We start from the raw sequence: 25957 nt of genomic DNA, 5'->3' as shown, positions 1-25957 counted from the left end.
TCGCGGTGGCGTCGTCAGGAGCTACCGCGCTTCTCGACGAGGAGCCTGAGATTGTTCAAGGCTTTGGTGTGGCCGGTGTCGGCGGCTTTGCGGTACCAGGTTTCGGCTTCGTCGAGTTGACCGTTCTTCTCGAGGAGGAGACCGAGGTTGTAGATGGCGCTGGTGTGGCCGGTGTCGGCGGCTTTGCGGTACCAGGTCTCTGCTTCGTCGGGCTCGCCGCGCTTGTCGAGACGCACCCCGAGGTTGTTCATCGCTCTGGTGTGGCCGGTGTCGGCGGCTTTGCGGTACCAGGTTTCGGCTTGGTCGAATTCGCCGCGATTCTCGAGGAGCAGGCCGAGGTTGTAGATGGCGCTGGTGTGGCCGGTGTCGGCGGCTTTGCGGTACCAGGTCTCTGCTTCGTCGAGTTCACCGCGCTTGTCGAGACGCACCCCGAGGCTGTTCATCGCTCTGGTGTGGCCGGTGCCGGCGGCTTTGCGGTACCAGATTTCGGCTTCGTCGAATCCGCCGCGATCCTCGAAGAGCAGGCCGAGGTTGTAGATGGCGCTGGTGTGGCCGGTGTCAGCGGCTTTGCGGTACCAGGTCTCTGCTTCGTCGAGATCGCCGCGCTTGTGGAGCAGGACCCCGAGGCTGTTCATCGTCGCAACGTCTCCGGCATCGGCGGCGCGCCGGAATCGGAGTTCATCGGTCGCGCCGAGCAGCTTGAGGCCACCGGCGGCATCGATGGATCGTCGTCGGGGACGGGGATGGCCGTGATCGATCAGGTGTTGTTCGGTACGGCGATAGAGATCGTCGAGGGTGAGGTCCGCGGCCTTCGCCGCGGCCAACAGCGCGGCGGTGAAGGCTGTGTTGCGGTCGCCGCGAGGCGCGAAGGACGCTTCGTTCGCGGCCGAGGAGGTGATGGTATATGTGCCGTGGATGCTGGTTTCGCCGGCGATCACCGTGGTGGTATCGCTCATCGCTTCGAACGCGCGACCGGAATAGCAGCAGTCCAGGATCAAGACGCGGGCGGTGGCGCGGGATTCGAGGATTTCTTCGCGCAGCATCTGGAACGGCACCGAGGACCAGGACGGACGTGCCGGGTTGGTCCCGGTCACCGTGAGATGGAGGCGGCCGCGGGAATCGAGGACTCCGTGGCCGGTGTAGTACACGAGCAGGACATCCGTGGCTTCACCCGCGGCCTCTGCCAGAGCTTCGCCGACCTCGGTGCCACTGCGTGGGTCGGGCACGACGACGCAGTGCTCCGGGGCGAAAGCCCCGCCGGCGGAGGTCAGTATCTGTCGAAGGTCGGTGAGGTTGTTGAGTGCGGCGGGGATCGCGGTCAGGTCCGGGTGGGTGTAGGAGGCGGTGCCGATGAGGATCGCACGTGCACCGGGACGAGGTGACGGCACGGTTATTCCGTGGTGTCGGTGTCGCCGAGCAGGTTCTGGATCTCGCGGACGAGTTCGGGGGCTTTGGCGCGTTTGGCATCGACCTCGACTGTGACGCCGTCGCGCTCGAGCGTGAGCTTGATATCGGAACGGCGAGTGGTGAACCAGGAATTCAGCGACCTGACCAGAGCGGGTGCCAGACCACCGGCGCCGACCGCGACGACGAGCACATCGTAGATATCGCCCAGCTGACCCTCACGGATCCGCGGGGCGGGCAGGCCGACCCGGCCACGCAGCGCGTCGTCGTTGCGGAACCACTCCAGCAATCGGAACAACTCGTCGGTGCCGCCCGCGCTCCGAATCGTCAACTGGCCGTTGAGGTCTGTCATGAATGTCATTCTGCCCGACCCGAAGCGGGCGCTGCGCGATCTGCTCGGCGCCACGATGACGGACTAGCTGTCCGGTGTGGCCTCGTGGCCGGCACGACCGTGGGAACGGCGGGCTTGCTTCATCTCGGCCTCGTACAGATGGGTGCGGCCGTCGACGAGCTCGTCCCGGATCTCGCGCTCGAGCTGCCGGAACCGCGCGTAGTAGTCCTCGTCGTATTCCTCCACGATCTGGAAAGTCCACCGGCCGGGCAGCACATTGCGGCCGACCAGCTCGGCCGCGAGTTTCCCGGCGAGCCGGTGGTGGCCGGCCGCGCGCAGCATGTCCACCGCGTCACCGAGCGTGAGATCGGCGCCGCCGGTGAGCTGATGGAAGCTGTAGAGGTGCCCGCGGGCCCGCTCGGTGGTCTCCAACGCCTCGGACAGCTTGCCCACCGCGGCCACGGTCGCCGCGTCGGCACCGGCGGGTCGCCGGTGCCGCTCAGCGGGCTGTTCGTTGTCGGTCATCACCCGAGGCTATCGCCGTGCGGGTCCTACCCCCGCGACCCACGCGGCTGTTGTCGCGGCCTGATTCAGGAGCTCACCCGGCGACATCGGCGTACACGGCGCGGACGAGATCCGCGAACGGGTGCCGCGGGTGCGGCCGCTCGTCGAAGAACTCGTTGTGACAGATCATGACGGCGAGCTCCGCGTCCACATCGGCGAACCCGAGGGCTCCGCCCGCGCCGGGGTGCCAGAGGACACGATTGCCTCGAAAGCCCAGGAGCTCGTCGCACGCGGGTAGCGCTGAGCCCACCATCAGTCCGCCCGTTCCGATGACGGCTCGTGGTCCTGCGATCGAACCGGCCGGGTGGGTGCACGCCCGAGGTGCCAGGAAGGTCTCGATGCGCTCGGCGGGCAGCAGGCGCTTTCCGTCGAGCCGGCCGCCCTGGGCGTACAGCGCCCAGAGGCGTGCGGCCCCTCGTGCGGTCGCCCACGCGCCGCTCGGATCGATCCGATCCCGGTACCCGGGAGTGTTGATCTCGTGGTCGGCGGTGACGGTGAACTTCGCCGGATCCCCGCTGAGGATCTCCCCCTGTACTACCGCGACATCTGTCTGCGCCGATTCCGGCAGCCGGTGCCATATCTCGGTGATTCCCAAGGGTGTGTGGACCTCCTCGCGCACGAGGTCCTCGAACGATCGGCCCGCTGGGTCGACCCGCCGAGCGATCTCGCCGACGACGTATCCCCAGGTACGTGCGTGATAGGCGTTCCGATGGGCCGGATAGTCACTCGGGGCCGAACGGGCGAGTCGTTCGACCATCCATTCCCAGTCGCCGAGCAGTTCCGGCGTCGCGTCGCTGGGCAAGTCGGGGAGACCGACGCGGTGGGTGAGGGCATCGCGCACCGTCGACGACTCTTTGCCATGAGTGCCGAACTCCGGCCAGATGGACGACACCGGCTGGTCGTAGTCGAGCAGCCCCCGTTCCACCTGCACGTGCAGGGCGGTCGCCGTGGACACCTTCCCCGCGGAGGCCACCCAGAAGATCGTGCCCGCGTCGACGTCACGACCGTCCGGCGACGCTTTCCCGGCGCTGATATCGACGACCAGCTCACCTCGGTGGTACGCCGCGACCTGCAGGCCGACTTCGCCGCGCGAGAGCGCCTGGTCGATCGCGTTCGCTACTGCGCTTCCCATTGTCGAAACCATCCCGTTCATGTGTCAGCCAGTGGATTGTGGAGCGGGACGGACAAGCCGAAAGGCGCGAAGAAGCGGCTATCGATTGTCTGTTCACCAGAACGTGATCTGTAAGATAGAACACATTCGCAACCCATGCAAGGGGTGTCCGCCAGGGACAACTCCGGGAGAATCGCGGAGGCGCCGCTCTGCTTGACAGAACATGTTCTGCTAAACAGAATGGCGGATGCTCGCACTCGACCGCTGTCGCGGTGCGAGTCCCGTGCGGCCCGCCGGCCGCGCGATGGGTCGACGACGGCAAGGCGAAAGGCCGCAGCACATGACTCCCCACACCACCGCAGCTGATCCTCTGGACGCGGACGTCCTGATCGTGGGGTACGGCCCCGTCGGCCAGAGCCTGGCAGCCCTGCTCGGCAGGGCGGGACACCGCGTCATCGTCTGCGAACGGCGTTCCGGCCGCTACGAGACGCCGCGTGCCGGTCACTTCGACCACGAGATCATGCGAATCTTCCAGGCGATGGGCACCGCCGACGCGGTCGGTCGTATCGCCGATCCCGCGCGACTGTACGAATTTCTCGATCCCGGCGGGGAGGTGCTCGCCCGGCTACCACGGGCATGGGATGCACCGTCCGGGTGGGACGCGTCGTATCACTTCTACCAACCCGAACTCGAGGAAGTCATCGACGCGGCGGTCCGAGAGATTCCCACGGTGGACCTCCGCTTCGGCAACGCCGTCGTCGACCTCCGCCGCCACGATGACCACGTCGCGGTGACCATGGCGAACGGTGCCGTCGTCACCGCTCGGTACGCCGTCGGCGCGGACGGCGCGAACAGCGTGGTACGGGACCTGTGCGAGATCGGCACCGAGGACTTGGGCTTTCGCGGGGACTGGCTGGTCGCCGATATCCGCCCGAAGCCCGGCGCACCCGCCCTCGACATTCCGCACACAGGACAGGTCTTGAACCCTGCGCGGCCGAGTCACATGGGCCGGGTGGCCCAGCGATACTTTCGCTGGGAGTTCATGCTCGTTGACGGCGATGATCCCGCGGCGATGGCGACTCCGGAAAATGTGTGGAAGCTGCTGCGGCCGTGGATCGGGCCGGACCAGGGCGAGCTCATCCGGCAGACCGTCTACCAGTTCAGATCCATTGTGGCGCAGACGTTCCGCGCCGGACCTGTCCTGTTGGCGGGCGACGCCGCGCACGTCATGCCGCCCTTCCTGGGACAAGGTATGAGCTCCGGTATTCGCGACGCCGCGACGCTCGCCTGGATTCTCGACCTGATCCTGAGCGGAGCCGCGGACCCGCGGCTACTGGATCTGTACACCGCCTCGCGCAGGCCGCAGGTCTTGGCGTACATCGAGGAGTCGATCCGGATCGGGACCGTCGTCTGCGAGACCGATCCGGTACGCGCGGCGCAACGCCGCGAGGCCCTGCGTACCGGGACCGAACTGCCACCGCCGTTCCAGCCGCCGGTCGGGGCGGGATTTCGGGCCGGCGAGCCGCTGGCCGGCTACCTCGGTGTCCAGCCGCTGCTGCGCACGGCGGAGGGCCGGACCAGCCGCTGCGACGACATCCTCGGCAACGGGTTCACCCTCTTCAGCCTTGTCGAACTCGACGCGGCCGCCTGCGCGGCGGTCGCCGAGCTCGAGAGCTCGATCGGCCTGCGCTCGGTGGTCGTGAACTCCCCGCACGGGCTCTATGAGGACGGTGAGACGTTCAGCCGGTGGATGAAGGAGGCCGGCGTAATCGCGGTACTGGTTCGCCCGGACTTCTATGTCCTCGGTTCGGCGTCCGAGCTCGCCGAGGTGCCGGCACTGCTCGCCTCGCTGGGACCGGCGCTCTCGCTGACCTGAAACGGTCGCTAGCTCAGCGTCGCGCTGAGCCGGTCGGTCGCCTCGAGTAACGCGCGAGCGTGACCGACCAGCTTGTCCTCGGTCAGCCGGAACGACGGCCCGGAGATGCTGATGGCGGCGCGGACATTGCCTGCCGCATCGCGAACCGGGGCTGCGATGGCATGCAGACCCAACTCGCTCTCGCCGAGGTTCACCGCGTAACCCTGCCCGCGGACGGTCTCGAGTGCTTCTTCGAGCTTGCGCCGGCTGCTCACCGCTTCGGCCGTGCCGCCCTGAATGCGGCTCCCCGGATATCGTTCCCGCAGCTCTTCGCCGGTCAACGAGGCCAGCAGCACCTTGCCCGCCGCCGCCGCGTGCGCGGGCGCCCGGTCTCCGGTCCGTTCCGCGGCGCGGATCGCGAATCGCCCCTCGACGCCGTCCAGGAACACGATCGTCGCGCCATCGAGCACGATCAGGTGCGCCGTCTCGCCGATATCGTGGCAGAGCCGCTCCAGTGTCGGCCGCGCCTCCGCCCGCAGGTCGTTCGCGCCGATGACCGCGATACCGAGCTGCACGAGCTGAGGGCCTGCGGCATAGCCGCGCGTCGCGGAATCCTGGCGCAGCAGCCCTTGGGACTGCAGCGTGGTGAGCATGCGATGGGCGCTGGACCGGGCGATGCCCAGCTCCGCGGCGACCTCGGCCACGCGGAGAACGCGCTGGCCGCGCAGCATCAGCAGGACGCGGGCGGCATTCTCCACCGACTCGATCGGATAGCTTGCCAGCGCCGCCATCGGAGCCCTCCACGGTGATGAGACGAATGAAGACCACGCCCGGTGGCGGTCGCACCGTATCACGGACCCGGCGAAATCATTCTGTTGTGCAGAACCGTGTATGCGGAGGGTGATCGCAAATGTTCTATTGACAAGAACAGTGTCTGCTGAACAGAATAGCTGGAGGTCGAGGGTCATCGACCGCTCATCGCTGAAAAGGACACGCTCCATGTGCGCGCACATCGACAACCCCAGACGGAAGGTCGCAGAGCTCGGTCACGTCGGCATCCGCTGCCTCGACGTGGACAGGCAACTCGCGTTCTACACCGAGGTGCTCGGGCTGGTCGTCACCGATCACGACCCCGTCCTCGGTAACTACTTCCTCTCCGCTCGTCCCGACGACGAGCACCACGAACTCCTGCTCGCGAAGGGGCGCGACGTGCCCCGCGACGGCCGCTTGATCCAGCAGATCTCGTTCCGTTGCGAGACGTTCGATGATCTGCTCGGGCTGTATCGCCAGCTGCGGGAGCACCGGACCGAGTTCGACATGATCGTGTCCCACGGCAACGCCGTCGGTGTGTACTTCTTCGACCCCGAAGGCAATCGGGCCGAGGTGTATTGGCGGACCGGCCTGGTGGCGCGCCAGCCGTTCGTCGAGACCATCGATATCGAAACCCCGGCAAAGGAACTCATGGCCGCCATCCGCGCTTCGGTGGACAAGTACGGAACCGTCGGGTTCACCGAGGAAAGCTACGAGCGGTGGACCCACGAGCACGCGGCGCCGCAGGGCACCGTCACGAACGGAAAGGTCGCACAATGAAATTCGTTCGATTCGCCCGCACCGACGGTGCGGTCCAGGTAGCGGTCGTCGCCGCAACCGGCTTCCGTGTCCTGCCCGGCTACGCCGACCTCCTGCCGCTGATCGAGTCCGGCGAGGCGGCACTGCTGGCAGCCGGACGCGAGGCAGCGGCTTCCGGCGAGGAAGTGGATCCCGTGGACGTGCGGATCCTTTCGCCGCTGCAGACACCTCCCACCTTCCGGGACTTCTACGCCTTCGAACAACACGTCCGGGCCGGGCGCGCCTGGCGTGGGCTCGAGATGGACCCCACCTGGTACGAGATCCCCGTCTTCTACTTCTCCAATCCGTACGCGTTCCGCGGCGACGGCGAGATCCCCATGACCCCGGGAGCCACAAAGTTCGACTTCGAGCTCGAGGTGGCGGCGGTTGTCGGCAAGGCGGGCGCCAACCTCACCGTCGAGGAGGCAGCCGATCACATCATCGGCTACTGCGTCCTCAACGATTGGAGCGGTCGCGACGTGCAGCAGCGTGAGATGACACTGTCCATGGGCCCGGTCAAGGGTAAGGACACTGCTACCGGTCTCGGGCCCTACCTGGTGACCGCCGACGAACTCGCTCCGTTCGCCGCGGGCTACGGCTTCGACCGGGCCATGACGCTGACGGTCAACGGCCGGCTCTACACCGAGGCGAATTGGGCCGATGTCCACTGGTCGTTCCCGCAGATGATCGCGTATGCCTCGCGCGGAACCCAGGTCCGGCCGGGAGATGTCATCGGATCGGGCACGTGCGGAACGGGCTGCATTCTCGAGCTGTCCCGCACACACAGCGAAGAGGCCTACCCGTGGCTGCAGGAGGGCGACGAGGTCGTCGCCACCATCGAAGGGCTCGGGAGTCTTCGCAATACGATCGTCGCCGCCGATCCCGTCCACCCGCTCGACCGCCGCTGATGCCGGTTCGGCCCTCGACTATCGGAGCCTCATGACCGAACTCACCGAAGAATCCCAGGAACCAGCGGACGCCGTCAAGACACGGGCAGCGCTCCTGCGCTCGATGACTCTGACCCGGATGCTCGATTACGGCATGGATCATTGGGATGCGACCCAACTCGCCGGTGCACCGGCCACCCAACCCTGGGACGACACGGCGGCCGCACTCGCCGAAGCTCAGCTCGCCCGCGCCGCGGCCGCTGCCGAACACGGCAATGTCGAAACGGCGGTCGACTGCTACCGGTGGGCGGCGGCAGCACTGGTCGCCGCCCAGATGGCTTATAACTACGACAACGCCGCCAAGCGCTCGCTGTACGGCCGGCTGTCGCGGGCATACCAGGACGCGGCCCATCTCGACACCGAACTGCGCATCGAACGGCTGGCGATCCCGCACAGGTCGCGCCACTGCAACGCGTGGTTCGTCCGTCCTCGCACGGATCACCCGACCCCGACGGTCATCATCGTGGGCGGACAGAGTGGATGGGGACCGGCCTACCATCGGCAGGCCGCAGCCCTCGCCCGGCGGGGGCTGTCCGCGGTCCTGCTCGAGGCTCCCGGCCAGGGCGAGACACGGATCTTCCACGGTCTGCACCTCGACGAACACGCGGACGAGGCGTTCAGCGCGACGCTCGACGCTGTGCACGAACGCACAGGTTTCGACGGCCCAGCCGGGGTGTGGGGCAACAGCTTCGGCGGATTGATCGCCGCGCGTGCCGCCCTCCACGACAGTCGCTTCGGAGCGCTTTGTGTCAACGGCGCACCCTCGCGACCGGAACCCGCACCGTTCCGTACCGCCCGCGAGCAGTCGCAAGCCCTGCTAGGTGTCGGCACCGACGATGCGGCCGCCGCCGTCTTCCGCACGCTCTGGATCGACCCGGCTGTCGACCGCACCGCAGCGGCCGTGCTCGTACTACACGGCGAGGCCGACCCGCTGATCACACTGGACCAGCAGCGCGCGTTCCTCGACCTGTCTGCCGACTCGTCGCTGCGGGTCTGGGCGGACGGCGAGCACACCATCTACAACCACTCGGCCGAACGCACGGATTTCGTGGCCGACTGGTTCCGCCGTCAGCTCGACGACGCGTGACTCGCCAGCCTGACACCCGCATCCACCACACCGACCCCTCGCGTTCTCCGGGCGGTCGATCGCTGAGATCTATGGCAGTTCAGGGAAAGCCGTCGGGACGCTCGGCGTGTTCAGAGTCGGACAGACGGTCGTTCTCGAACACTGTGACTCCCGTCGATCTATGGGTACGGCACCACTTCCGGTTGCGCCAGGCCGGCGATCGTTGTGGTCAGGTCGCCGCGGCCGAAGACGGTGTCGAACCAAGTACGTAGATAGGTGCGCTGCAGGTCGATCGAGCGGGACGGGTCGATGGCACCGACCGCCTTCTGTCGCACCTCACCGGACAGCAGCCCAGTATCGGCGAGACGGACAAGGATCAGTTGCTGGTCGCAGAACGACATGTGCTGAGTTCCCCGTACCCGCAGCGGGACTTTCAGCCCGATGTTGTGATGCCAGTACGGCTCCCAGCCCGGCGCGTCGAACCACGGTGAGAACTCGCTGGCCAGCATCAGCAGCGGCTGGTCGATACCGCCCTCGGCGACGGATCCGAGTACCGGGCCGTCGAAGTTCACACCCGCCCGGATCCGGGGGTCCTCGTGCAGGGCTTGCATGGTGGTCGATCCGCCGAGTGAGTGCCCGAACATCGCCACCCGGCTCGGGTCCAGATTCTGGATGAGTCCGGTCGGCAGCGCCGTCGTGAGCCGCTCGCCGGTGTGGGCGGCGGTCAGTTCGTCGAGGACGAAGCGGGTGTCGGCCACCCGGGTGGGGAGCAGCAGGTCGCGCAGAACCTCCTGGGGGGAGTCCAGCGGTACCTGTGTCGGGGCAGTGCGGCCGTCGGGGAACTGGACGGCGAACGCTTCGTGGGTGTGGTTGAGGGCGACGACCACGTAGCCGTGGCTGGCGAGGTCCTCGGCCTGGGCAATGCTCCAGCCGGTGGCGTCGCCCATTCCGGGAGAGTTCAGCAGGACCGGGAACCCGCCATCGCGCGTGCGCGCTGGTGCGTCGCGGCGGCTATGGCTCGGTGCGAGGGTCCAGGACCCGGCGGGAATGCCGAGCTCGCTGAGGAATTCCTCCTGTTCGGCCGACGCGCCAGGCGGCATCCACGGTGCGGTCTCGGCCGCGGTGTTCTCGGCGGGATACCAGATCTGGGCCAGCACTTCCCGCGGCCCGCCGATCCACGGATCGGTGCGGGTGCTGTCGACCAGATGCCATTCGGTGACCCCGACCGAGGACGGGCCGGTCGGTGCGGGCAGGTCCACGCTCACCACTGTCGGCACCTGCGGGGCGGCTAGCCCAGTACCACTAGCCGCTGCGACCACCGCCATGGCCAGGGCCACTGCGATTCGGCGTAATCCGTTGCCTGCCAATGCCTACCCCCACATCGAATCGTTGATGCGTGGAGCCTACAAGCGCGCACCACCGGACTCTGCTTCGTCCACCGGGACCAGGACCAGGAACAGGAAGGCCAGAAATCGGGGGTCATCCTTGTCGTCGAAGAATTCTGGAAACCGCTCCAGCGCCTCCGGTGCGGGACCAGGCTCATCGAGGTGGGTCACTCGAAATCCGGTGTCGAAGAATGTCTTGAACATCGTCGACAGCGACCGGTCCCAAAACGTCAGGTCGGCGTCCTGCCCCGCCATGTCCGTCACATGCCGTGGCCGCGTGGCGAAGTAGTTCGTCGTGTTGCCTGCCTGGAGGTCGGTGAACCACATGACAAGCGGATGCTCCACAGACAGGATCAGGCGGCCTCCGGGCTTGATCACCCGTCGGATCTCCGTCAACGGGGAATGCCAGTCCTCGAGATAGTGGAGCGTCAGCGAGCACACGACATCGTCGAAGGTGGAGTCGTCGAATGGCAACGGCTCAGCTAGATCTGCGACGTACAGCTGTGTGGCGCTTCCGACGCGGTCACGGGCGATGTCGATGAGAGCCTCGCTGCCGTCGATTCCGACGGCAGTAGCTCCGCCCTTGATCAAGTCGACGAGCGTTGGACCGGAGCCACACCCCACGTCCAGCACGTGCTTGCCGGAGACGTCACCGAGCAGATCACGGATCGCAGGCCTGTTGTAGTACTCGTTGAGAAGACCGGTCGCATTTTCCGCGGCGTAAGCTTCCGCGATCGGATCGTACGCCGCGGCATGGCCAGAGCTGTCCGGAGGTGTCGAAGCTGCCATACTTCGAAGCTACCGGACCCCCGCATCGACCAGCGAAAACAAACCGGCCACAAGGTATTTCGGGTATTACGACAACATGGCGGGGTAGAAAGGAAAGATGGGTGTAGACAACGGGTTTCGATTCGGTGTGAACATGATGTCCACGGGTTCGCGGGACGTGTGGATCGAAAAATGCAGGAGGGCCGAGACGCTCGGGTATGACGTCATCGGCGTTCCGGACCACCTGGGTATGCCCGCACCGTTCCCCGCCATGATGCTCGCCGCCGAAGTCACCGAGCGGGTGCGATTGAACACCTTCGTGCTCAACGTGCCGTTCTACAATCCGGTGCTGTTGGCGCGCGATGTCGCGACGGTCGACGGGTTGAGCGGCGGGCGAGTGGAATTGGGTCTCGGCGCGGGCTACGTCAAAGACGAGTTCGAGGCCGCTGGTATCCCGTTTCCCAGCGCAGGGCGACGCGTCGAGTTGGTGGGCGAGACCGCGACCACCCTGCGGCGGCTCTACTCCGACCCCGGCTACCAGCCGCAGCCCGCACAGGCGGGCGGCCCGCCCTTGCTGATCGCGGGGTGGGGTGATCGCATGCTGCGCGTCGCCGCCGAGCACGCCGACATCATCGCCCTCACCGGAGCCGGAACCGCTGACAGCGGAACGCTGACGTTGGCCGGTACCGCGGAGGCCGCCGACCGGGTCGCCTATCTGCGGGAGTTGCTCGGCGTGCGGGCCGCCAGCACCGAGGTGAATTTGCTGATCCAGGCGCTGATCGAACCGCACGAGCGCGACGAGGCGTTACTGCGACTCGTGCCCTACTTGCCCGCAACCGACTCGACGGAGCTGGACGATTTGATCGCTGTGCTCGTCGGCACACCGGAGCAGATGGCCGAGCGACTGCGCGAACGTCGCAAAACCTATGGGATCAACTACATCACCGTGCTCGAACACAACATGGACAAACTCGCCGCCGTGATCGAACTCGTGCGCTGAACGAGTGAGTCCGAAGCCTGGTCAGTGGTCGTAGGCGATCAGTGATCGGGGCGGGGCGTCGGCTGCTGCGCGTGGCCTTGGCCGGGAACATTTCCGAGGTCGCCGAACGGTTGGGTTGCGACCCGCAGGGCAGCATGGCCGCTCGGACTCGATGACACGTGTCCCTCGACCGAACCTGGCGGTAGGTGCCTCGTCGAGTCGGCGAGGCTGATCCGTTGGAATCAAGGTCGACGGCGTGAGCGATCGATCGTGGCGACCCAGGCCGGTAGCGGTTCGCGGGCCGCGAGCCAATTCTGGGGTACGCCGGTCTCGGTAGCGGTGCCGGTGTAGGCCGCGACGATGCCCCCGGTAATCGCGCAGGTGGTGTCGATGTCACCGTCTGCTTCGATGCACGCGGCGACCGCTGCCGGGTAGTCGTCGAGATATGTTGCGGCGGCCCATAACGCGAAGGGCACGGTGTCTTGGGCTTTCACTCTGGAGCCGTTGCCCAATTCGTGTGCGGCCTCGGCGACGGTTGTGCCGACCAGGGCGCGAGCGCGGCCGATGCCGTGCGTTGTCTCACCCGGTTCGAGATGGCCCAGCACGGTGGTGAGGAATTCCGTTGGCGTGCACGAATTTCGGGTGCCGCGGAGGTGCGCGGCCTGTCCCGCGGCGACTGCTACCGCGACGGCGCCGCTCACTCCTTCGTGGTTCATGTGGGTGACTTGTGCCGACCGGATGGCTTCGGTAACGACCCGTTGCGGGTCATCGTAGAAGTACGCCCCGAGCGGGGCGACCCGCATGGCAGCACCGTTGCCGCAGGAACCTTGACCCTCGAATGCCGCGCCTGCTGTCTCTTTCCAGGGTTTGCCGTCGCGGATTCGCCGAAGCGTGGTGACAGTTGCATGTCCGTAGTCGCGCTCTGGTGAGAACCGGCGCGCGAAACCCGCCGCGAGTCGATCCTGGTCGATCTCCTGGTACCGGTGGAGTTGGGCGACCACGCTGCAGGCCATCTCGGTGTCATCGGTCCAGTCCCACGGTCCCAGCGGGGGATTGCCCGATCGAAGGCTCGACAGCGATCGTCCCATGATGAAGAACTGCGCACCCAGCGCATCGCCGACGGACAGTCCGTCGAGTGAATCGAGCATCAGTCCGACCCGATCAATAGCTGGGGTCGAACGCCACTTCCACCTCGTCACGATGTCGAGAACCTTTCAGATGCGCAGACCGGCGGTTGGGATGAGCCGTGTGTCGTTCAGGAGTTGATCGGGTTGCCGATCGGGTCGAACTCTTCGTCGTGGGGGGCGACTGACTACCGGCTACCTCTCGGCCATCCCGACCACGACGCGGCCCGTCGTGGGTCTGCGAAGGCGGTCTCGGGCGGCTACGTGCCCAGCCCAGCTCGTGACAAGCCCCGCCCTACTGATCTCGGTTCGCCCTTTGGGCGCGCTTCTGCCGATACCAGTCTTCGTATTCAGTGCCGACCATATCGTCATGGAACCGTTCGGGCTCCTCCTCTCCGGACACCGGCGTGAGGGCACGATCTGCGTTGAGTTTGGCGAATGCGGCTTCTGCCTCTGTCAGAAGCTCCGGGCTAGGCGGATTATCCTGCGTATCCTTGAATGTTTTTCCAGCAATTCTTTCTTCTGTCATCATCCGACCCTTTCCTTTTTGGGCGATTTCTATTTCTCAATCATCTGAATTACGGTACGACCAGTATTCCAATCATAGTAACGCTTGGTGACATTGAATTCGGTCCCGGAGCGGAACAGAACTTCGGGATTTCCGGGCGCGCTATGCTCAGTGATGTCCTTGCCGGTCTTGGAGAAGATCTGCATCTCCACCTGCCCTGACCGAACGCCGCCGCCGTTGGCAAGTGGTGACGTACTGGTGAAGGCATCTTCTGTCACAGATCCGCCTTCCTTATATTTCGCCAGGACTTCCGGGGGGAGATCGGTCACGCGAGTGACCCCGCCTCGGTAGTCCGGCATTTTGTCCAATGCGCTATTCAGCGTATCGACCCGCTGTTGTGTTGCAGGGGTCACCTCGCCCGACCGCAATTCCCCGTTGAGCTTCTGATGGGTTGATCCGGTGTAGTCTGCGATCTCGTCAATTTCGCGTTGACTCAATTGCGTCGGTGCACCGGAACCCGATGGCTTCTTGCCGTTCGTGCCGGGGGTTTTTGTCTTGTCGCGAAGTTTCGCGATTTCTCGTAGGTTCAGATTGTGCGGTGCGAGGTCTTGTCCTTTGCTGACGCCGCGGGCGATCCTGCCCGCCTTGAACGCATTCGCGAGCCTGCCGATCGGGACTGCGAACTTCGCCACGATGTGGGCGATTCGCCCACTGGCGACCAGGGCGCCGATGCCGAACGTGACCGTTGAGGCGAGAACCCCGATAGCGACGGAGATGACGATCTCTTTCGCCAACTCTTCGACGATGTCCTGACCCATCTTCGCTAGCTCTCTGACGAGTTCTTCGCGAAGGGTGTCCAGGTCGCTCTTGTGCTCACGGAGTGAGGTCGATAGTTCACCGAAGGCGGCGATCAGTGTGGTCGCAGCGTTCTTCAGCTGCGTGAAGTCGGCGTCGATAACGTCGGTCTCGGGGCTGGTGATCTCGGCGAACATCTGTGCCGCCCGGTCCAACTCGGGGACAAGGTTGGCGACCGCGGGCAGGGATTGGATCTGGGTCCAGATACCCGCGGTTGTCTCGAGTTTCGTGGTATCGCCGTTGGGGATGGTGATTCCGACCGCTTCGGCGATCTTCACCACTCCGTCATCGACCAGGCCGTTGGTGGAGCCACCGGCCGATGGCAACGGCACCTTGCACACGTAGAATCCCGCCCCTGCCGGCTCGCCAGGGGGCGCGGGAGCCGTTGCCGAGTCGCGCATGGTGGCGTTGTACTCGGCGATGGCGTGGTTGTGTCCCATCTGCCGCAGTACCGTCGCGTAGGCATCAACGGCCTCGGCGACGCCGCGCGCGGTGTTGAGCACTTCGAACGCGCGGTCATCGTAGGAGGTGGCCCACTTGCGGGCCTCTTCGTAGGTTCCGGCCATCGCAGCGCCGTTGCTGCTGAGGTCTGCCCATTTGCCGTCGATCTCGGTGTAGAAGGCGGCGGCAGCGTTGTTGAGCGTGGTAGCGGCGTCGTAGTAGACCTGCGGCGCGATGGCGAGTGCCGTCACCGCTTCAACATGTGCAGGTTCGCCGCCACGGCGTCGTTGTAGTGGCTGTGCGCGGCGACTGCGGCCGCACGCATTTCCTCGACGCCTTCACGGACCTCGGTGGCCGCGGTCATCCATTCGGTGTGCGCAGCGGCATGGGCAGTCGCTGCCTTGCCGGTCCAGTTCTGGTGTGTCGCCGCGATGCGGGCATCGAGCCCGGCTAGCGAGTCCTCGACGAAGCCAACCAGTCCCGCGATGCGTGCAGTGACCGTGTCCAGGTGCTCGAGGTCGACCTTGAAGCTGCCGTCATCTGCCATGATGTCGTGTTCCTATCTCAGACGTTCAGGGAAGGTCGAGCGAACTGGCGATGGCGGCGGTGTCGGCCGCATTGCGGTCGTCCACCCCGGCGGCGGAGACTGCGGTGACGCCCAACAGTTCGGCCATCGTCTCCAATGCCTCGAGCACATCGACAGCTCCGTCTCGCGCTTCATCCCAACCCGCGAGGTAGGCACTGGCCGCGCGTCCCTTCCAGGTCGACATCAAACCTTGTATCTCGCTGTCCGCCGACCTGATTCCGTTCACCAGCGCCGTTGCGGTCTGCTGGACGAACTTGCCTGCATCAGAAACCTCTGCCGGGACGACCGCGAACGCGGTCGGCGGTGTCTGTGCGTCTGCCATGACATCTCCCCCCTTCGGCCCGCTGTTGATCGACAATGAGTAGTGCGCCCGCTGAAACTTTCCGGTCCGGAACAACCCGGCGACGCTATCAAGGATCGCTCCATCTGCCGTCGACGGGGCGGCGGCAGCGCTACGCCCGCATCACCGACGCCGGTCGCCGCTGGATCGATCAGCACTTCGACGACCTGGCCGCCGAGTTCCCCGTCGATGCAGCACTACATCGGACAGTCCACGCGGCCAGGCAGCACCTCGAACCAGACAGGCAGCTCACAGATCCCACCTCGAAAGCGGTGACATCCATAACCCTCCGAAATGTAGAGGCAAATGCGAGACTCTGCCTGCTCCTCAGAGCGGACTACTTGACGGATAACTGGGCACCAAAGCGGGCAGGCGCGTAGGCGATTCTTGGCCAACTGAAGTCCTCCAGACGGCCTCCGCGACGGCCCGCCGTGCGGGGCCGCCACCGCCGTGCCGTTCGAGCAGCGTGCGGAACCTCTCATTTCCTTGTCTGCGGTGCCGATGAGGATCGTCGTGCGACACCCGCTCTGCATCCTTCCGACCCGACCGACTCGACCGTCTCATCAGGCCCTTGTCGTGGATCCAGGAATACAGATAGGTGATACCCGTGTTGGAAGTCCTGGGTGAATCGTAGAAAAATCGTAGAAAGCAGGGGTGGACCCCGAAGATGACCAGGTCAGCGGTGGTATAGGCTTTGTCGGTCATGAAGTCGGCTTATTCGGGTCCGGTCAACGGTGTGCCCAAGACGGTCTACCTCGATCACGCGGCGACCACTCCGATGTTGCCTGCCGCCGTCGAGGCGATGACGGCTGCCCTTGGGGCGGTCGGGAACGCGTCGTCGCTGCACGGGTCGGGGCGGGCGGCGCGGCGGTCTCTCGAAGAGGCGCGCGAGTCGATCGCGGCTGATCTGGGGGCTCGACCGTCCGAGGTGATCTTCACTTCCGGGGGGACCGAGAGCGACAATCTGGCCGTCAAGGGGATCTTCTGGGGGCGGCGGGCGGCTGATCCGCGGCGTACCAGGATCGTGACCAGCGCGGTCGAGCATCACGCGGTGCTCGACGCGGTGGAGTGGCTCGAGAAGCACGAGGGCGCGCAGGTCAGCTGGTTGCCGGTCGACGCCGAGGGTGTTGTCTCGCCGCAGGTGTTGCGTGAGGTGCTCGCCGCGCATGCCGACGAGGTGGCGCTGGTCAGTGTGATGTGGGCCAACAACGAGGTCGGGACCATCGAGCCGATCGTCGAATTAGCCGCTGTCGCACAGGAATTCGATATTCCGATGCACAGTGACGCCATTCAGGCGGTGACGCAGGTTCCGATCGATTTCGCCGCGAGTGGGCTGGCCGCGCTCAGTGTGGCCGGACACAAGGTGGGCGGTCCGCACGGGATCGGCGTGCTGCTGCTGGGCCGGAACGTGCCGTGTGTGCCGCTGGTGCACGGCGGTGGACACGAACGTGACCTGCGGTCCGGTACCTCTGATGTGGCCGCGGCGATCGGGCTGGCCGCCGCCCTGCGCGACGGCGTGGCAGACCTGCCCGCACGCGCTCAGCACTTGCGTGTGCTGCGCGACAAGCTGATCACCGGAGTCCAGCTGGCGGTGCCCGACGCGGTCCTCAACGGTCCCGCGGACCGGTTGCCCGGCAGTGCCCACTTCACGTTCCCCGGTTGCGAGGGCGACTCGCTGCTCATGCTGCTCGACGCCGCCGGTGTCGAATGCTCCACCGGTTCGGCCTGCAACGCGGGCGTCGCATCGCCCAGCCATGTGCTGATCGCGATGGGTGTGCAACCGTGGCAGGCGCGCAGTTCGCTGCGCTTCACGCTCGGTCACACGTCGACCGAAACCGATGTCGAAACACTGTTGACCGTGCTCCCGCAGGTCATCGATCGGGCCAGGGCCGCAGGCCTGGCCGGCGCTAGAGGAGGTGCCTGATGCGAGTTCTCGCCGCGATGAGTGGTGGTGTCGATTCCGCGGTGGCCGCGGCGCGGGCCGTGGACGCGGGGCACGAGGTGGTCGGGGTGCATCTGGCGCTGTCGGCGAGCCCGGGCACCCTGCGTACCGGTTCGCGTGGTTGCTGCTCCAAGGAGGACGCCGGTGACGCGCGTCGCGCCGCCGATGTGCTCGGAATCCCGTTCTACGTCTGGGATTTCGCCGATCGCTTCAAGGAAGACGTGATCGACGACTTCGTCGCCGCGTATGCCGCGGGGGAGACCCCGAACCCGTGCCTGCGCTGCAACGAGAAGATCAAGTTCTCCGCGCTGGCCGACCGCGCCGCCGCGCTCGGCTTCGACGCCGTCGTCACCGGGCACTACGCCCGCCTCGACGAGGGCGTGCTGCGCCGTGCCGTCGACGCGGACAAGGACCAGTCCTATGTCTTGGCGGTGCTCACCGCCGAGCAGCTCGCCCGGGCGATGTTCCCGGTCGGCGACACCCCCAAGCCCCGCATCCGCGAGGAAGCCGCCGAGCGTGGGCTGGCGGTGGCGAACAAGCCCGACAGCCACGACATCTGCTTCATCCCCTCCGGCGACACGCGCGCGTTCCTCGGCGCCAAGATCGGTATCCGGCCCGGTGCGCTGGTCGATTCCGACGGCACGGTGCTCGGCAATCACGAGGGTGTGCACGGATTCACCGTCGGCCAGCGCAAGGGCCTCGGCCTGAGCCACACGGCCGCGGACGGCAAGCCGCGTTATGTGACCGGGATCGATCCCGATTCGGGCACGGTCAAGGTCGGTTCGGTCGAGGACCTGCAGGTCGACGTCATCACCGCCGACCGCGCGATCTGGACCTCCGGCGTCCGCCCGACCGCGTCTGTCGAATGCGTCGTGCAGGTTCGCGCGCACGGTGGCACCGCCCCCGCGGTGGTCGAGCCCCAGGGTGACGGCTTCATCGCCCGCCTCGGTGAGCCGCTCACCGGCGTCGCGAAGGGTCAGGCCATCGTGCTGTATCTGCCCGATTCCGACGGTGGCGACACCGTGATCGGCAGCGGCACCATCAACGGCACCGACCGCACCGGGATTTCCGCGGACGCCGTCGACGCTTCGGCCTGATTCGTCGGAGTCGCGCCGGACTGGTGTGGGTCGGCCGAAGTGGTGCGGGCAAAATGGCCTGGCGGGCGTTGCGTTCGCACCGACCGGGTGCTGGCCGATGTTCGATGAATCGAAAGGTGTTGAGCGCGTGACACTCTGGCGAAGCGAGAACGACCGGCAGGACGTCGCGCCGGAGCCTGTCGACCTGCTCGTCGGCGGCACGGCCACCGGCATCGGCTCATGGCCAGGCACGGATCCGCGCGAGGCCGCGGCCACGATCATCGGGGAACTGCCCGTCCTGCCGCACCTGGTCGAACTGCCGGAGCGTGGCATCGGCGCCGACATGATCGGCCGTGTGTCGGCGCTGCTGGTCGACCTGCTCTTCGATTCCACCACCCGCGGTTACCGCCTGGCCCCCCGCCCGACCGGCGTCTCGCGACGCGCGCGCGACCTCATGCATGCCGACCTCGACGCCATCGAAGAGGCTTGGGAGACAGCGGGTCTGGTGGGTTCCGGGCAGGTGGTGAAGATCCAGTCCGCTGGTCCGCTCACCCTCGCGGCCGAGGTCGAACTGCCCGGCGGACACCGTATTCTCACCGATTCCGGTGCGGTGCGCGATCTTTCGGAATCTCTCGCCGAAGGACTGGCCCGGCACGCCGCCGAGATCCGCAAACGGCTGGGCGCCGAGGTGATCATCCAACTCGACGAACCCCAGCTGAACACGGTCCTCGACGGCTCCCTGCGGGGCCCGAGCATCCTGAACACCATCCGTGCGCTGCCGGAACCGGAAGCCCTGCACATCCTCGACACCGTCATCGCTGCCCAGTCGGCCCCGATCCTGTTGCACACCTGTGCTTCTCGCCCGCCGCTCGCCACTCTGGGCCGAACGGCCGCCGCCGCGATCTCCTTCGACGCCTCGACGATCACCACCGCCGGCCTCGACGCCCTCGGCGAGATCATCGACTCCGGCAAGAAGGTCGCGCTCGGTCTCACCCCGTCGGAGCCCCCGGTCGCGCCCATCACCTGGCGCGACGTCGCCGAGCCCGCCGTCCGCCTGATCGACCGCCTCGGCTTCCCTCGCTCCACCCTGGCCACCCAAATCCTGGTCACTCCCGCCTGCGGTCTCGCGGCGGCACCGTTGCCCTGGGCTCGCAAGGCTCTGGCGCTCACCACCGACGTCGCCCGCGCCTTCGTCGAGGACCCGGAGTGGTCGCCGGAGTAGCTGACCGGGCGAACGCCCCGCAACGACCGGAACGCGCCCTGCGACGTGCGGTGATGGTCGCCGGAAGTGTCGGTGGGCTCGACTAATCTCGAGTGGGTGAGCGAGAACGACAGCGCGGTGTCCGTGAGTGCCGAAGCGGCCACGCCCGAGCAGCGGGTGCGGTGGCAGGAGCTGGCTGACGAGGTGCGCGAGCATCAGTTCCGCTACTACGTGCGGGACGCGCCGATCATCACCGACGGCGAGTTCGACACGTTGCTGCGCGAGCTGCAAGCGCTCGAGGACGCGCAGCCGGATCTGCGGACTCCGGATTCGCCCACCCAGCTGGTCGGCGGGGGATTCGCGACCGAGTTCACCGCGGTCGACCATCTCGAGCGAATGTTGTCGCTGGACAATGTGTTCGACTTCGGCGAGCTGCGTGCCTGGGCGAGCCGGGTGGAAGCCGAAACCGGCTCCGACCTGCATTATCTGTGTGAGGTCAAGATCGACGGTGTCGCGCTGAACCTGGTGTATGAGAACGGCAGACTGGTGCGTGGGGCTACGCGTGGCGACGGGCGAACGGGCGAGGACGTCACCCTCAACGCGCGGACCATCGACGACATCCCCACCGAACTCACCGCGACCGGAGAGTTCCCGATCCCCGAGCTTCTCGAAGTGCGTGGCGAGGTGTACTTCCGGCTCGAGGACTTCGCGACACTGAACGCCCAGATCGTCGCCGAAGGCAAACCGCCGTACGCGAATCCGCGCAATACCGCCGCCGGATCGCTGCGCCAGAAGAATCCCGCGATCACCGCCCAGCGTCGGCTGCGGATGATCTGCCACGGCTTCGGCCGCATGGAGGGATACCGCCCGGCCTCCCAGCACGAGGCCTACCGGGCCCTCGCCGCGTGGGGCCTGCCGGTCTCCGAGCACACTCGCCTGGTCAAGGGCATCGACGCGGTCATCGAGCGGGTCGCCTACTGGGGCGAGCACCGCCACGACATCGAGCACGAGATCGACGGCCAGGTGATCAAGGTCGACGAGATGGCCTTGCAACGCCGCCTCGGCTCCACCTCGCGCGCCCCGCGCTGGGCCATCGCCTACAAGTACCCGCCCGAAGAAGCCACCACCACGCTGCTCGACATCGCGGTGAACGTCGGCCGCACCGGTCGGGTCACCCCGTTCGCGGTGATGGCGCCGGTCTCGATCGCCGGCTCGACCGTCTCGATGGCCACCTTGCACAACGCCTCCGAGGTGCAGCGCAAAGGCGTGCTGATCGGCGACACCGTCACCATCCGCAAGGCCGGTGACGTGATCCCCGAGGTCCTCGGCCCCGTCGTCGATGCCCGCACCGGCGACGAACGCGCCTTCGTCATGCCGACGCACTGCCCCGAATGCGCCACCGAACTCGCCCCCGCCAAAGCGGGCGACGCCGATATCCGCTGCCCCAACCAGCAGTACTGCCCGGCCCAGCTGCGCGAACGCGTATTCCATCTGGCGGGTCGTGGCGCCTTCGACATCGAGGCCCTCGGCTACGAGGCGGCCAACGCCCTGCTCACCTCGGGCGCGATCACCGACGAAGGTGACCTCTTCGCCCTCGACGCGCAAGATCTGCTCGGCGTGCCGCTGTTCACCAAACAGGACGGCGCCCTCTCGGCCAACGGCGCCCGGCTGCTCGACAACCTCGACGCCGCCAAGGACACTCCGCTGTGGCGTGTGCTCGTGGCACTGTCCATTCGCCACGTCGGCCCGACCGCGGCGCGTGCGTTGGCCGCCGAATTCGCCGGTCTCGACCGCATCGAAGCCGCTACCGGCGAAGAACTCTCGGCCACCGACGGTGTCGGCCCCACCATCGCCGCGGCGGTCGTCGAATGGTTCACCGTCGACTGGCATCGCGCGATCGTCGACAAGTGGCGAGCGGCCGGGGTTCGGATGGCAGACGAGCGCGATACCTCGATCGAACGCAACCTCGAAGGGTTGTCGATCGTCGTCACCGGCTCGCTGCAAACCTTCACCCGCGACGGCGCGAAGGAAGCGATCCTCGTCCGCGGCGGCAAGGCGGCGGGCTCGGTATCGAAGAAAACCGCGTTCGTCGTGATCGGCGAGGCACCCGGTTCGAAGGCCGCCAAGGCGGAAGAACTCGGCGTCCAGATCCTCGACGAAGACGGCTTCCGGCTGCTGCTCGATGGCGGTCCGGACGCGGTCAGGACCGAGCCGGTCGTGGAAACCTAGCCGGTCGCCGACGCGAACAGCCCGGTTCGCGTCAGTTCGGGGTGACGGTGACCGTGTTGCCGATCTGGGTCTTGATATCGAACGACGCGCACTGCCCGTTGCTGAGCTCCTGGGTGCGCAGCGGCCGCTTCTTGATGTTGGTCCGAATCTCGACCGTCACATCGGTACCGGCCATCGAGCACACCTTCGACACCGGCCCGTCGGTGTAGGACACCGACCCCGCGCCCTGACAAGAGTTGGTCGAGTTCCCCAGGAACACTCGCGCGGTCCCGTTCGGGCACGGATCAGCCATCGCACTGGGCGCACCGACCAGCGCCGCCGGCACCAACGCTCCGGCCGTCACCGCCGCGACGACCACTGCGCGAACCATCACCCGAACCGCCATCACACTGTCCTGTCTCTTCGCGAATTTTGGCCAGACTACGGGACCGGCGGGCCCGGTGGCGCGGCAAACCTCGAAGTAGTGGCCGGGGCGCTGCCGCTGGACCGCCTGCCGCATCGAGAAGAATCGAAGTCCCTTAGTCTGGCCATGAATCTCGGAGAGGCGGGTCAGCCCTTGCTGCGTAGTTTTCAGGTGACGAACCACGGATCGCTGGCACAGGCTCAGCAATTGCGCCTGACCAAGGGGGCCGGGCCGTTGGCGGTGCCCGTGACGGCGGTGCACGGGGTGGCGGCGGCAGGCAAGACCAGCTTGATCGACGCGCTCGGGCAGATGCGCGATGCCGTGCTGAATTCGGTGAGCGGGTGGGATCCCTACGCGGGCCCGGTGCGGCGGCCGCATCTCGGGTTCGGCGATCGCCCAACGGAATTCGTCGCCGGGTTCGTTGCCGAGGGGGTGCCGTATACCTATGGGTTCCGGCTCGACAATGCCGATGTGGTCGCGGAGTGGTTGTACACGCATCCGCGCTCGCGCAAGCGGATCGTGTTCGAGCGCGATGGTGACGAGGTCAAGATCGGCCCCATGTTCGAGGCGGCCCGGTACGGGGTGTCGGCCCTGGTGCCGTTGCTCCGGCCCAACGCGCTGCTGTTGAGTCTGGCGGGCCAGATGTACGCCGAGGCGCTGGTGCCCGCCTATCGCTGGTTCGCCGCGAATCTGACTGTGCAGCAGGGCGAGGTCGACACCGACGCCCTCGCGCACGATCTCGGCAGCCACATCTCCCGCTCACCCGACAACGCCGCGCGTCTGTTGATGCTGCTGCGCACCGCGGATCTCGGAATCGAGGATCTGCTCGTCGCCGAACACGATCCGATGTACGCCGACTACCTGCGTGATCTCGATGCCGAAATCGGCGCGCTGGCAGGCCATCTCGACCACCCGGAGCAGCTCCTCGTCGAACGCGAACTGAGCACCCTGCGCGCGGCGCGTGACGCGCTGTACCGGCGCATGGTGGATCGGCGCGGGGCAGGCCTGAGCCTGGTGCACGAGGGCATCGACGTCCCGTTCGAACTCGCCGACGAATCCACCGCCACCCGTTCGCTGCTGCGTGTGCTGCCCGCGATGCTGGAAGCCCTCGACACCGGACAGGTGCTCGCCGTCGACGATCTCGGCGCCGGCCTGCCGGTCGAGGAGACCGACCGCCTCGTCCAGCTGTTCCAGAACCCGGAAACCAATGCCCGTGGCGCACAACTGATCTACACCACCGCCAACCGTGCCCTGATCGACCGTGGCAACGGTCGCTCCCAGCGCACCCGCACCGCGGTCTGGCAGCTGCGTCGCGAGCGGGGAGTCAGCGAACTCGCGCCGCTGTAGCGAGTCGCCGAACGGCGGGCAACCGCACGAGAATGCCGGGGGCCTAGCATGGGCGCATGCTCGAAGTGGTGATGGCGGCAGCGCTGGTGACGATGCTGGTGGTGACGATCGGCGCCGTTGCCGCGGGGCGCAGCCGCGGACGTGGATCGAACCTCGAGCAGGGGGCGCTGTCGGTGACCGGCGTCAGCCCACTGCCCGCGATGACCGGCGAGCACTACGTAACGATCACCGGCACCCTCACCGGCCCCACGGTCGCGGGCCAGGTCGTCTACCGCCGCTTCGCCTGGGACGCGGCCCGCTGGCCCGCCGTCGGCGACCACCTCGCCGTTGTCTACCCACCACGCAACCCCGACGACTGGTACCCCGACCACCCCGGCCAGCGCCCCTACTCGGGTTCCTGAGCACCCGCACCGGTCTCGCGAGGGCTGGGTGAGTCGACGCTCACAAATGTCCAGGTGGGATCATTTCGGGATGTACGGCATCGAAGACCAGGCCACCGGACTGCAGATCCGCCCCGCTCACCCCGACGAGTACGACGCGATCGCCGCGCTGACCGTCGAGGTCTATGTGGGCGACGGATACGTCACCGACGGGGACGACTACGTGCGCGAACTCGGTGACGTCGCGCATCGGGCGGCCGAGGCCGAGGTGCTCGTCGCGGTGCACGAGGGACGGGTTGTCGGCTCGCTGACTGTCGCGAAGCCCGGCACACCGTATGCGGAGATCGCCCGGCCCGGGGAACTCGAGTTCCGGATGCTCGCGGTCTCGAAGCAGGCGCGTGGACTCGGTGTCGGTACCCGGCTGGTGCGCGCCGTCATCGACGAGGCGAAATCAGGCGGCTACGAAGCGGTCGCGCTCACCACCATGTTCTCGATGGTCGACGCCCACCGCATCTATGAACGGCTCGGCTTCGTCGGTGTCCCGGAACGGGATTGGGCCACCCACGACGGGCTGCAACTGTTCGTCATGCGCCTCGCGCTGAGCTGATCGGCGGCCAACCCGTGTGGGCCGCCCGGTCGCGGTCGGCTTCGAATGGTCCCGGCCGTTCGGCCCGGTGGTCGCCGCGCGAGAGCCTTCGCCGATGCGGGGTCCGGGCGGCCGACGGTCAGTTCAGGACGGTCGCGACGATGCCGGCGAGGTAGCCGAGCCGTGCCACTTCCGACGGGCGGAAGTCGGGCCCGCCGGGGCGGCCGAGCAGCAGCGCCCTGCCGGTGTTGCCCAGCGGGGCGGCGGCCAGTTTGGTGTCCATGTCGCGCCAGATCTCCGGCACCCATTCGGCCTCGCCGTCGAGCCACATCGGCTTCTCGATGGGCATCCACGGAGCCGAACCCGCTTGTGTCTCAGGGGCACTCGGGCTGCCGACGATGCGGTACGCGCCCGCGGGTCCCATGCCGATGATCGTGGACCAGCCGACCCGCAGCACGCGGGGGCAGCCGTCGACGAGGACCTGGAGGCGGTCGTCGCGGGCGCTGGCGACCTGGTCGATCAGTTCGAGCTCGCGGTGGGTGTCGAGCACGCCGGAGTACGGGCGGATGGAGTCGACGCTCACATCGCGCACCGATTCCGCGGCGGTGATCAGAGTGTCGGGCAGTGCGCCGGTGGGGACTTCGACGACGAGATCGTCGATCGCGAAGCCGGCGCCGCGTTCCACGACATCGAGCGAGAGTATGTCCGCGCCGACCCCGCCGAGGGCGAGTGCGAGGGAGCCGAGGCTTCCCGGTCGATCCGGAAGTTGCACGCGGAGCAGGTATGACACGTGCGGTCCTTTCCTTGCCGGCCGGGGTTGTTCGAGACGAATACCCGGTGAAGCAATACTTACACCCCCGTGCGCGGGTTCTCGACCCGAAGTATGACCCCATCCCCGCGACATGCGCGAACTTTCGTGTG

Annotated in this window: 26 protein-coding genes; 12 read left to right on the top strand and 14 right to left on the bottom strand. The window is 66.8% G+C overall.

What is annotated here, in order from left to right:
- Positions 1 to 14: 14 nt before the first annotated feature.
- The 4 genes from ACQHI0_RS20525 to ACQHI0_RS20510 all read right to left on the bottom strand — a co-directional run bounded on the left by ACQHI0_RS20525 (position 15) and on the right by ACQHI0_RS20510 (position 3431).
- Entirely contained in the window at positions 15 to 1388 is a 1374-nt protein-coding gene (locus tag ACQHI0_RS20525; RefSeq protein ID WP_427903468.1) for a caspase, EACC1-associated type, read from the bottom strand.
- Between the two features lie 2 nt (positions 1389 to 1390).
- Positions 1391 to 1756, bottom strand: coding sequence for an effector-associated constant component EACC1 (locus ACQHI0_RS20520; RefSeq protein ID WP_427903467.1), 366 nt, complete (start codon positions 1754 to 1756; stop codon positions 1391 to 1393).
- A gap of 63 nt (positions 1757 to 1819) precedes the next feature.
- The gene (locus ACQHI0_RS20515; protein ID WP_427903466.1) at positions 1820 to 2260 is read right to left on the bottom strand and encodes a hypothetical protein; all 441 of its coding nucleotides are present in this window, start codon (positions 2258 to 2260) and stop codon (positions 1820 to 1822) included.
- 73 nt (positions 2261 to 2333) lie between these two features.
- Complete coding sequence (locus ACQHI0_RS20510; RefSeq protein WP_427903465.1) at positions 2334 to 3431, bottom strand: serine hydrolase domain-containing protein; 1098 nt, start codon at positions 3429 to 3431, stop codon at positions 2334 to 2336.
- Between the two features lie 319 nt (positions 3432 to 3750).
- Here ACQHI0_RS20510 and ACQHI0_RS20505 point away from each other — a divergent pair, with 319 nt between their 5' ends.
- Positions 3751 to 5286, top strand: a complete 1536-nt coding sequence (locus tag ACQHI0_RS20505; RefSeq protein ID WP_427903464.1) for a bifunctional 3-(3-hydroxy-phenyl)propionate/3-hydroxycinnamic acid hydroxylase — start codon at positions 3751 to 3753, stop codon at positions 5284 to 5286.
- Positions 5287 to 5294: 8 nt separating this feature from the next.
- Here ACQHI0_RS20505 and ACQHI0_RS20500 read toward each other — a convergent pair whose 3' ends face one another.
- Positions 5295 to 6056, bottom strand: a complete 762-nt coding sequence (locus ACQHI0_RS20500) for an IclR family transcriptional regulator (RefSeq protein ID WP_427903463.1) — start codon at positions 6054 to 6056, stop codon at positions 5295 to 5297.
- A 208-nt stretch (positions 6057 to 6264) separates the two neighbouring features.
- On the opposite strand from ACQHI0_RS20500, the gene ACQHI0_RS20495 reads away from it, so the two are divergent.
- The 3 genes from ACQHI0_RS20495 to ACQHI0_RS20485 are packed head-to-tail and all read left to right on the top strand — an operon-like array spanning position 6265 to position 8907.
- Entirely contained in the window at positions 6265 to 6855 is a 591-nt protein-coding gene (locus ACQHI0_RS20495) for a VOC family protein (protein ID WP_427903462.1), read from the top strand.
- Positions 6852 to 7781: a fumarylacetoacetate hydrolase family protein gene (locus ACQHI0_RS20490; RefSeq protein ID WP_427903461.1), complete on the top strand. Its 930-nt coding sequence runs from the start codon at positions 6852 to 6854 to the stop codon at positions 7779 to 7781. Before ACQHI0_RS20495 ends, ACQHI0_RS20490 begins: the two co-directional genes overlap by 4 nt.
- 31 nt (positions 7782 to 7812) lie before the next feature.
- Positions 7813 to 8907: an alpha/beta hydrolase gene (locus ACQHI0_RS20485; protein ID WP_427903460.1), complete on the top strand. Its 1095-nt coding sequence runs from the start codon at positions 7813 to 7815 to the stop codon at positions 8905 to 8907.
- Between the two features lie 158 nt (positions 8908 to 9065).
- Here the strand turns inward: ACQHI0_RS20485 and ACQHI0_RS20480 are convergent, their stop codons facing one another.
- Both ACQHI0_RS20480 and ACQHI0_RS20475 read right to left on the bottom strand, forming a co-directional pair.
- On the bottom strand, positions 9066 to 10151 hold the full coding sequence (locus ACQHI0_RS20480) for an alpha/beta hydrolase family protein (protein ID WP_427903459.1): 1086 nt from the start codon (positions 10149 to 10151) through the stop codon (positions 9066 to 9068).
- A 138-nt stretch (positions 10152 to 10289) separates the two neighbouring features.
- Positions 10290 to 11060: a class I SAM-dependent methyltransferase gene (locus tag ACQHI0_RS20475; protein ID WP_427903458.1), complete on the bottom strand. Its 771-nt coding sequence runs from the start codon at positions 11058 to 11060 to the stop codon at positions 10290 to 10292.
- A gap of 97 nt (positions 11061 to 11157) precedes the next feature.
- Between ACQHI0_RS20475 and ACQHI0_RS20470 the strand changes: the two genes are divergently transcribed.
- A complete protein-coding gene (locus ACQHI0_RS20470) occupies positions 11158 to 12039 on the top strand; it encodes an LLM class F420-dependent oxidoreductase (RefSeq protein ID WP_427903457.1) in 882 nt (293 codons plus the stop codon).
- A 221-nt stretch (positions 12040 to 12260) separates the two neighbouring features.
- Here ACQHI0_RS20470 and ACQHI0_RS20465 read toward each other — a convergent pair whose 3' ends face one another.
- The 5 genes from ACQHI0_RS20465 to ACQHI0_RS20445 form a co-directional block, all read right to left on the bottom strand.
- The gene (locus tag ACQHI0_RS20465) at positions 12261 to 13217 is read right to left on the bottom strand and encodes an ADP-ribosylglycohydrolase family protein (protein WP_427903456.1); all 957 of its coding nucleotides are present in this window, start codon (positions 13215 to 13217) and stop codon (positions 12261 to 12263) included.
- A gap of 220 nt (positions 13218 to 13437) precedes the next feature.
- On the bottom strand, positions 13438 to 13674 hold the full coding sequence (locus ACQHI0_RS20460) for a hypothetical protein (protein WP_427903455.1): 237 nt from the start codon (positions 13672 to 13674) through the stop codon (positions 13438 to 13440).
- A gap of 26 nt (positions 13675 to 13700) precedes the next feature.
- The gene (locus ACQHI0_RS20455; protein ID WP_427903454.1) at positions 13701 to 15197 is read right to left on the bottom strand and encodes an ADP-ribosyltransferase; all 1497 of its coding nucleotides are present in this window, start codon (positions 15195 to 15197) and stop codon (positions 13701 to 13703) included.
- Positions 15194 to 15493 carry a WXG100 family type VII secretion target gene (locus ACQHI0_RS20450; RefSeq protein ID WP_427903453.1) on the bottom strand — a complete coding sequence of 100 codons (300 nt, stop codon included), beginning with the start codon at positions 15491 to 15493 and terminating at the stop codon, positions 15194 to 15196. The genes ACQHI0_RS20455 and ACQHI0_RS20450 overlap by 4 nt, the downstream gene beginning before the upstream one ends.
- 25 nt (positions 15494 to 15518) lie before the next feature.
- Positions 15519 to 15854 (bottom strand): WXG100 family type VII secretion target, encoded by a 336-nt coding sequence (locus ACQHI0_RS20445; protein ID WP_427903452.1) that lies wholly within the window; start codon positions 15852 to 15854, stop codon positions 15519 to 15521.
- Between the two features lie 721 nt (positions 15855 to 16575).
- Between ACQHI0_RS20445 and ACQHI0_RS20440 the strand changes: the two genes are divergently transcribed.
- From ACQHI0_RS20440 to ligA, 4 genes are all read left to right on the top strand, one after another.
- Positions 16576 to 17796 (top strand): cysteine desulfurase family protein, encoded by a 1221-nt coding sequence (locus ACQHI0_RS20440; protein ID WP_427903451.1) that lies wholly within the window; start codon positions 16576 to 16578, stop codon positions 17794 to 17796.
- Positions 17796 to 18911, top strand: a complete 1116-nt coding sequence (mnmA, locus tag ACQHI0_RS20435) for a tRNA 2-thiouridine(34) synthase MnmA (protein WP_427903450.1) — start codon at positions 17796 to 17798, stop codon at positions 18909 to 18911. The genes ACQHI0_RS20440 and mnmA overlap by 1 nt, the downstream gene beginning before the upstream one ends.
- Positions 18912 to 19095: 184 nt before the next feature.
- The gene (locus tag ACQHI0_RS20430) at positions 19096 to 20112 is read left to right on the top strand and encodes a methionine synthase (protein ID WP_427909239.1); all 1017 of its coding nucleotides are present in this window, start codon (positions 19096 to 19098) and stop codon (positions 20110 to 20112) included.
- Between the two features lie 117 nt (positions 20113 to 20229).
- Complete coding sequence (ligA, locus tag ACQHI0_RS20425; RefSeq protein WP_427909238.1) at positions 20230 to 22320, top strand: NAD-dependent DNA ligase LigA; 2091 nt, start codon at positions 20230 to 20232, stop codon at positions 22318 to 22320.
- 31 nt (positions 22321 to 22351) lie between these two features.
- Here ligA and ACQHI0_RS20420 read toward each other — a convergent pair whose 3' ends face one another.
- Positions 22352 to 22690, bottom strand: a complete 339-nt coding sequence (locus ACQHI0_RS20420) for a hypothetical protein (protein WP_427903449.1) — start codon at positions 22688 to 22690, stop codon at positions 22352 to 22354.
- 159 nt (positions 22691 to 22849) lie between these two features.
- Here ACQHI0_RS20420 and ACQHI0_RS20415 point away from each other — a divergent pair, with 159 nt between their 5' ends.
- The 3 genes from ACQHI0_RS20415 to ACQHI0_RS20405 are packed head-to-tail and all read left to right on the top strand — an operon-like array spanning position 22850 to position 25057.
- Positions 22850 to 24070 carry an AAA family ATPase gene (locus ACQHI0_RS20415; protein WP_427903448.1) on the top strand — a complete coding sequence of 407 codons (1221 nt, stop codon included), beginning with the start codon at positions 22850 to 22852 and terminating at the stop codon, positions 24068 to 24070.
- A 56-nt stretch (positions 24071 to 24126) separates the two neighbouring features.
- Positions 24127 to 24471 (top strand): hypothetical protein, encoded by a 345-nt coding sequence (locus tag ACQHI0_RS20410; protein ID WP_427903447.1) that lies wholly within the window; start codon positions 24127 to 24129, stop codon positions 24469 to 24471.
- 46 nt (positions 24472 to 24517) lie between these two features.
- Entirely contained in the window at positions 24518 to 25057 is a 540-nt protein-coding gene (locus ACQHI0_RS20405; protein ID WP_427903446.1) for a GNAT family N-acetyltransferase, read from the top strand.
- A 118-nt stretch (positions 25058 to 25175) separates the two neighbouring features.
- Here the strand turns inward: ACQHI0_RS20405 and ACQHI0_RS20400 are convergent, their stop codons facing one another.
- Positions 25176 to 25826, bottom strand: a complete 651-nt coding sequence (locus tag ACQHI0_RS20400) for an amino acid-binding protein (RefSeq protein ID WP_266291834.1) — start codon at positions 25824 to 25826, stop codon at positions 25176 to 25178.
- Positions 25827 to 25957 lie beyond the last annotated feature (131 nt).

It is taken from the genome of Nocardia sp. FBN12, assembly GCF_050320175.1.
Lineage (GTDB): Bacteria > Actinomycetota > Actinomycetes > Mycobacteriales > Mycobacteriaceae > Nocardia.
Note: the sequence above shows the minus strand (reverse complement) of the source record. Positions and strands in the feature narration are given on the sequence as shown.

What these genes read in the sequence shown, in the direction of transcription:
- ACQHI0_RS20490 (WP_427903461.1), top strand. Translation starts at nt 6,852, where the DNA reads ATGAAATTCGTTCGATTCGCCCGCACCGACGGTGCGGTCCAGGTAGCG.
- ACQHI0_RS20415 (WP_427903448.1), top strand. Translation starts at nt 22,850, where the DNA reads ATGAATCTCGGAGAGGCGGGTCAGCCCTTGCTGCGTAGTTTTCAGGTG.
- ACQHI0_RS20445 (WP_427903452.1), bottom strand. Translation starts at nt 15,854, where the DNA reads ATGGCAGACGCACAGACACCGCCGACCGCGTTCGCGGTCGTCCCGGCA.
- ACQHI0_RS20420 (WP_427903449.1), bottom strand. Translation starts at nt 22,690, where the DNA reads ATGGTTCGCGCAGTGGTCGTCGCGGCGGTGACGGCCGGAGCGTTGGTG.
- ACQHI0_RS20500 (WP_427903463.1), bottom strand. Translation starts at nt 6,056, where the DNA reads ATGGCGGCGCTGGCAAGCTATCCGATCGAGTCGGTGGAGAATGCCGCC.
- ACQHI0_RS20515 (WP_427903466.1), bottom strand. Translation starts at nt 2,260, where the DNA reads ATGACCGACAACGAACAGCCCGCTGAGCGGCACCGGCGACCCGCCGGT.
- ACQHI0_RS20485 (WP_427903460.1), top strand. Translation starts at nt 7,813, where the DNA reads ATGACCGAACTCACCGAAGAATCCCAGGAACCAGCGGACGCCGTCAAG.
- ACQHI0_RS20410 (WP_427903447.1), top strand. Translation starts at nt 24,127, where the DNA reads ATGCTCGAAGTGGTGATGGCGGCAGCGCTGGTGACGATGCTGGTGGTG.
- ACQHI0_RS20405 (WP_427903446.1), top strand. Translation starts at nt 24,518, where the DNA reads ATGTCCAGGTGGGATCATTTCGGGATGTACGGCATCGAAGACCAGGCC.
- ACQHI0_RS20510 (WP_427903465.1), bottom strand. Translation starts at nt 3,431, where the DNA reads ATGGGAAGCGCAGTAGCGAACGCGATCGACCAGGCGCTCTCGCGCGGC.
- ACQHI0_RS20460 (WP_427903455.1), bottom strand. Translation starts at nt 13,674, where the DNA reads ATGATGACAGAAGAAAGAATTGCTGGAAAAACATTCAAGGATACGCAG.
- mnmA (WP_427903450.1), top strand. Translation starts at nt 17,796, where the DNA reads ATGCGAGTTCTCGCCGCGATGAGTGGTGGTGTCGATTCCGCGGTGGCC.
- ACQHI0_RS20440 (WP_427903451.1), top strand. Translation starts at nt 16,576, where the DNA reads ATGAAGTCGGCTTATTCGGGTCCGGTCAACGGTGTGCCCAAGACGGTC.
- ACQHI0_RS20520 (WP_427903467.1), bottom strand. Translation starts at nt 1,756, where the DNA reads ATGACAGACCTCAACGGCCAGTTGACGATTCGGAGCGCGGGCGGCACC.
- ACQHI0_RS20475 (WP_427903458.1), bottom strand. Translation starts at nt 11,060, where the DNA reads ATGGCAGCTTCGACACCTCCGGACAGCTCTGGCCATGCCGCGGCGTAC.
- ACQHI0_RS20495 (WP_427903462.1), top strand. Translation starts at nt 6,265, where the DNA reads ATGTGCGCGCACATCGACAACCCCAGACGGAAGGTCGCAGAGCTCGGT.
- ACQHI0_RS20470 (WP_427903457.1), top strand. Translation starts at nt 11,158, where the DNA reads ATGGGTGTAGACAACGGGTTTCGATTCGGTGTGAACATGATGTCCACG.
- ACQHI0_RS20450 (WP_427903453.1), bottom strand. Translation starts at nt 15,493, where the DNA reads ATGGCAGATGACGGCAGCTTCAAGGTCGACCTCGAGCACCTGGACACG.
- ACQHI0_RS20505 (WP_427903464.1), top strand. Translation starts at nt 3,751, where the DNA reads ATGACTCCCCACACCACCGCAGCTGATCCTCTGGACGCGGACGTCCTG.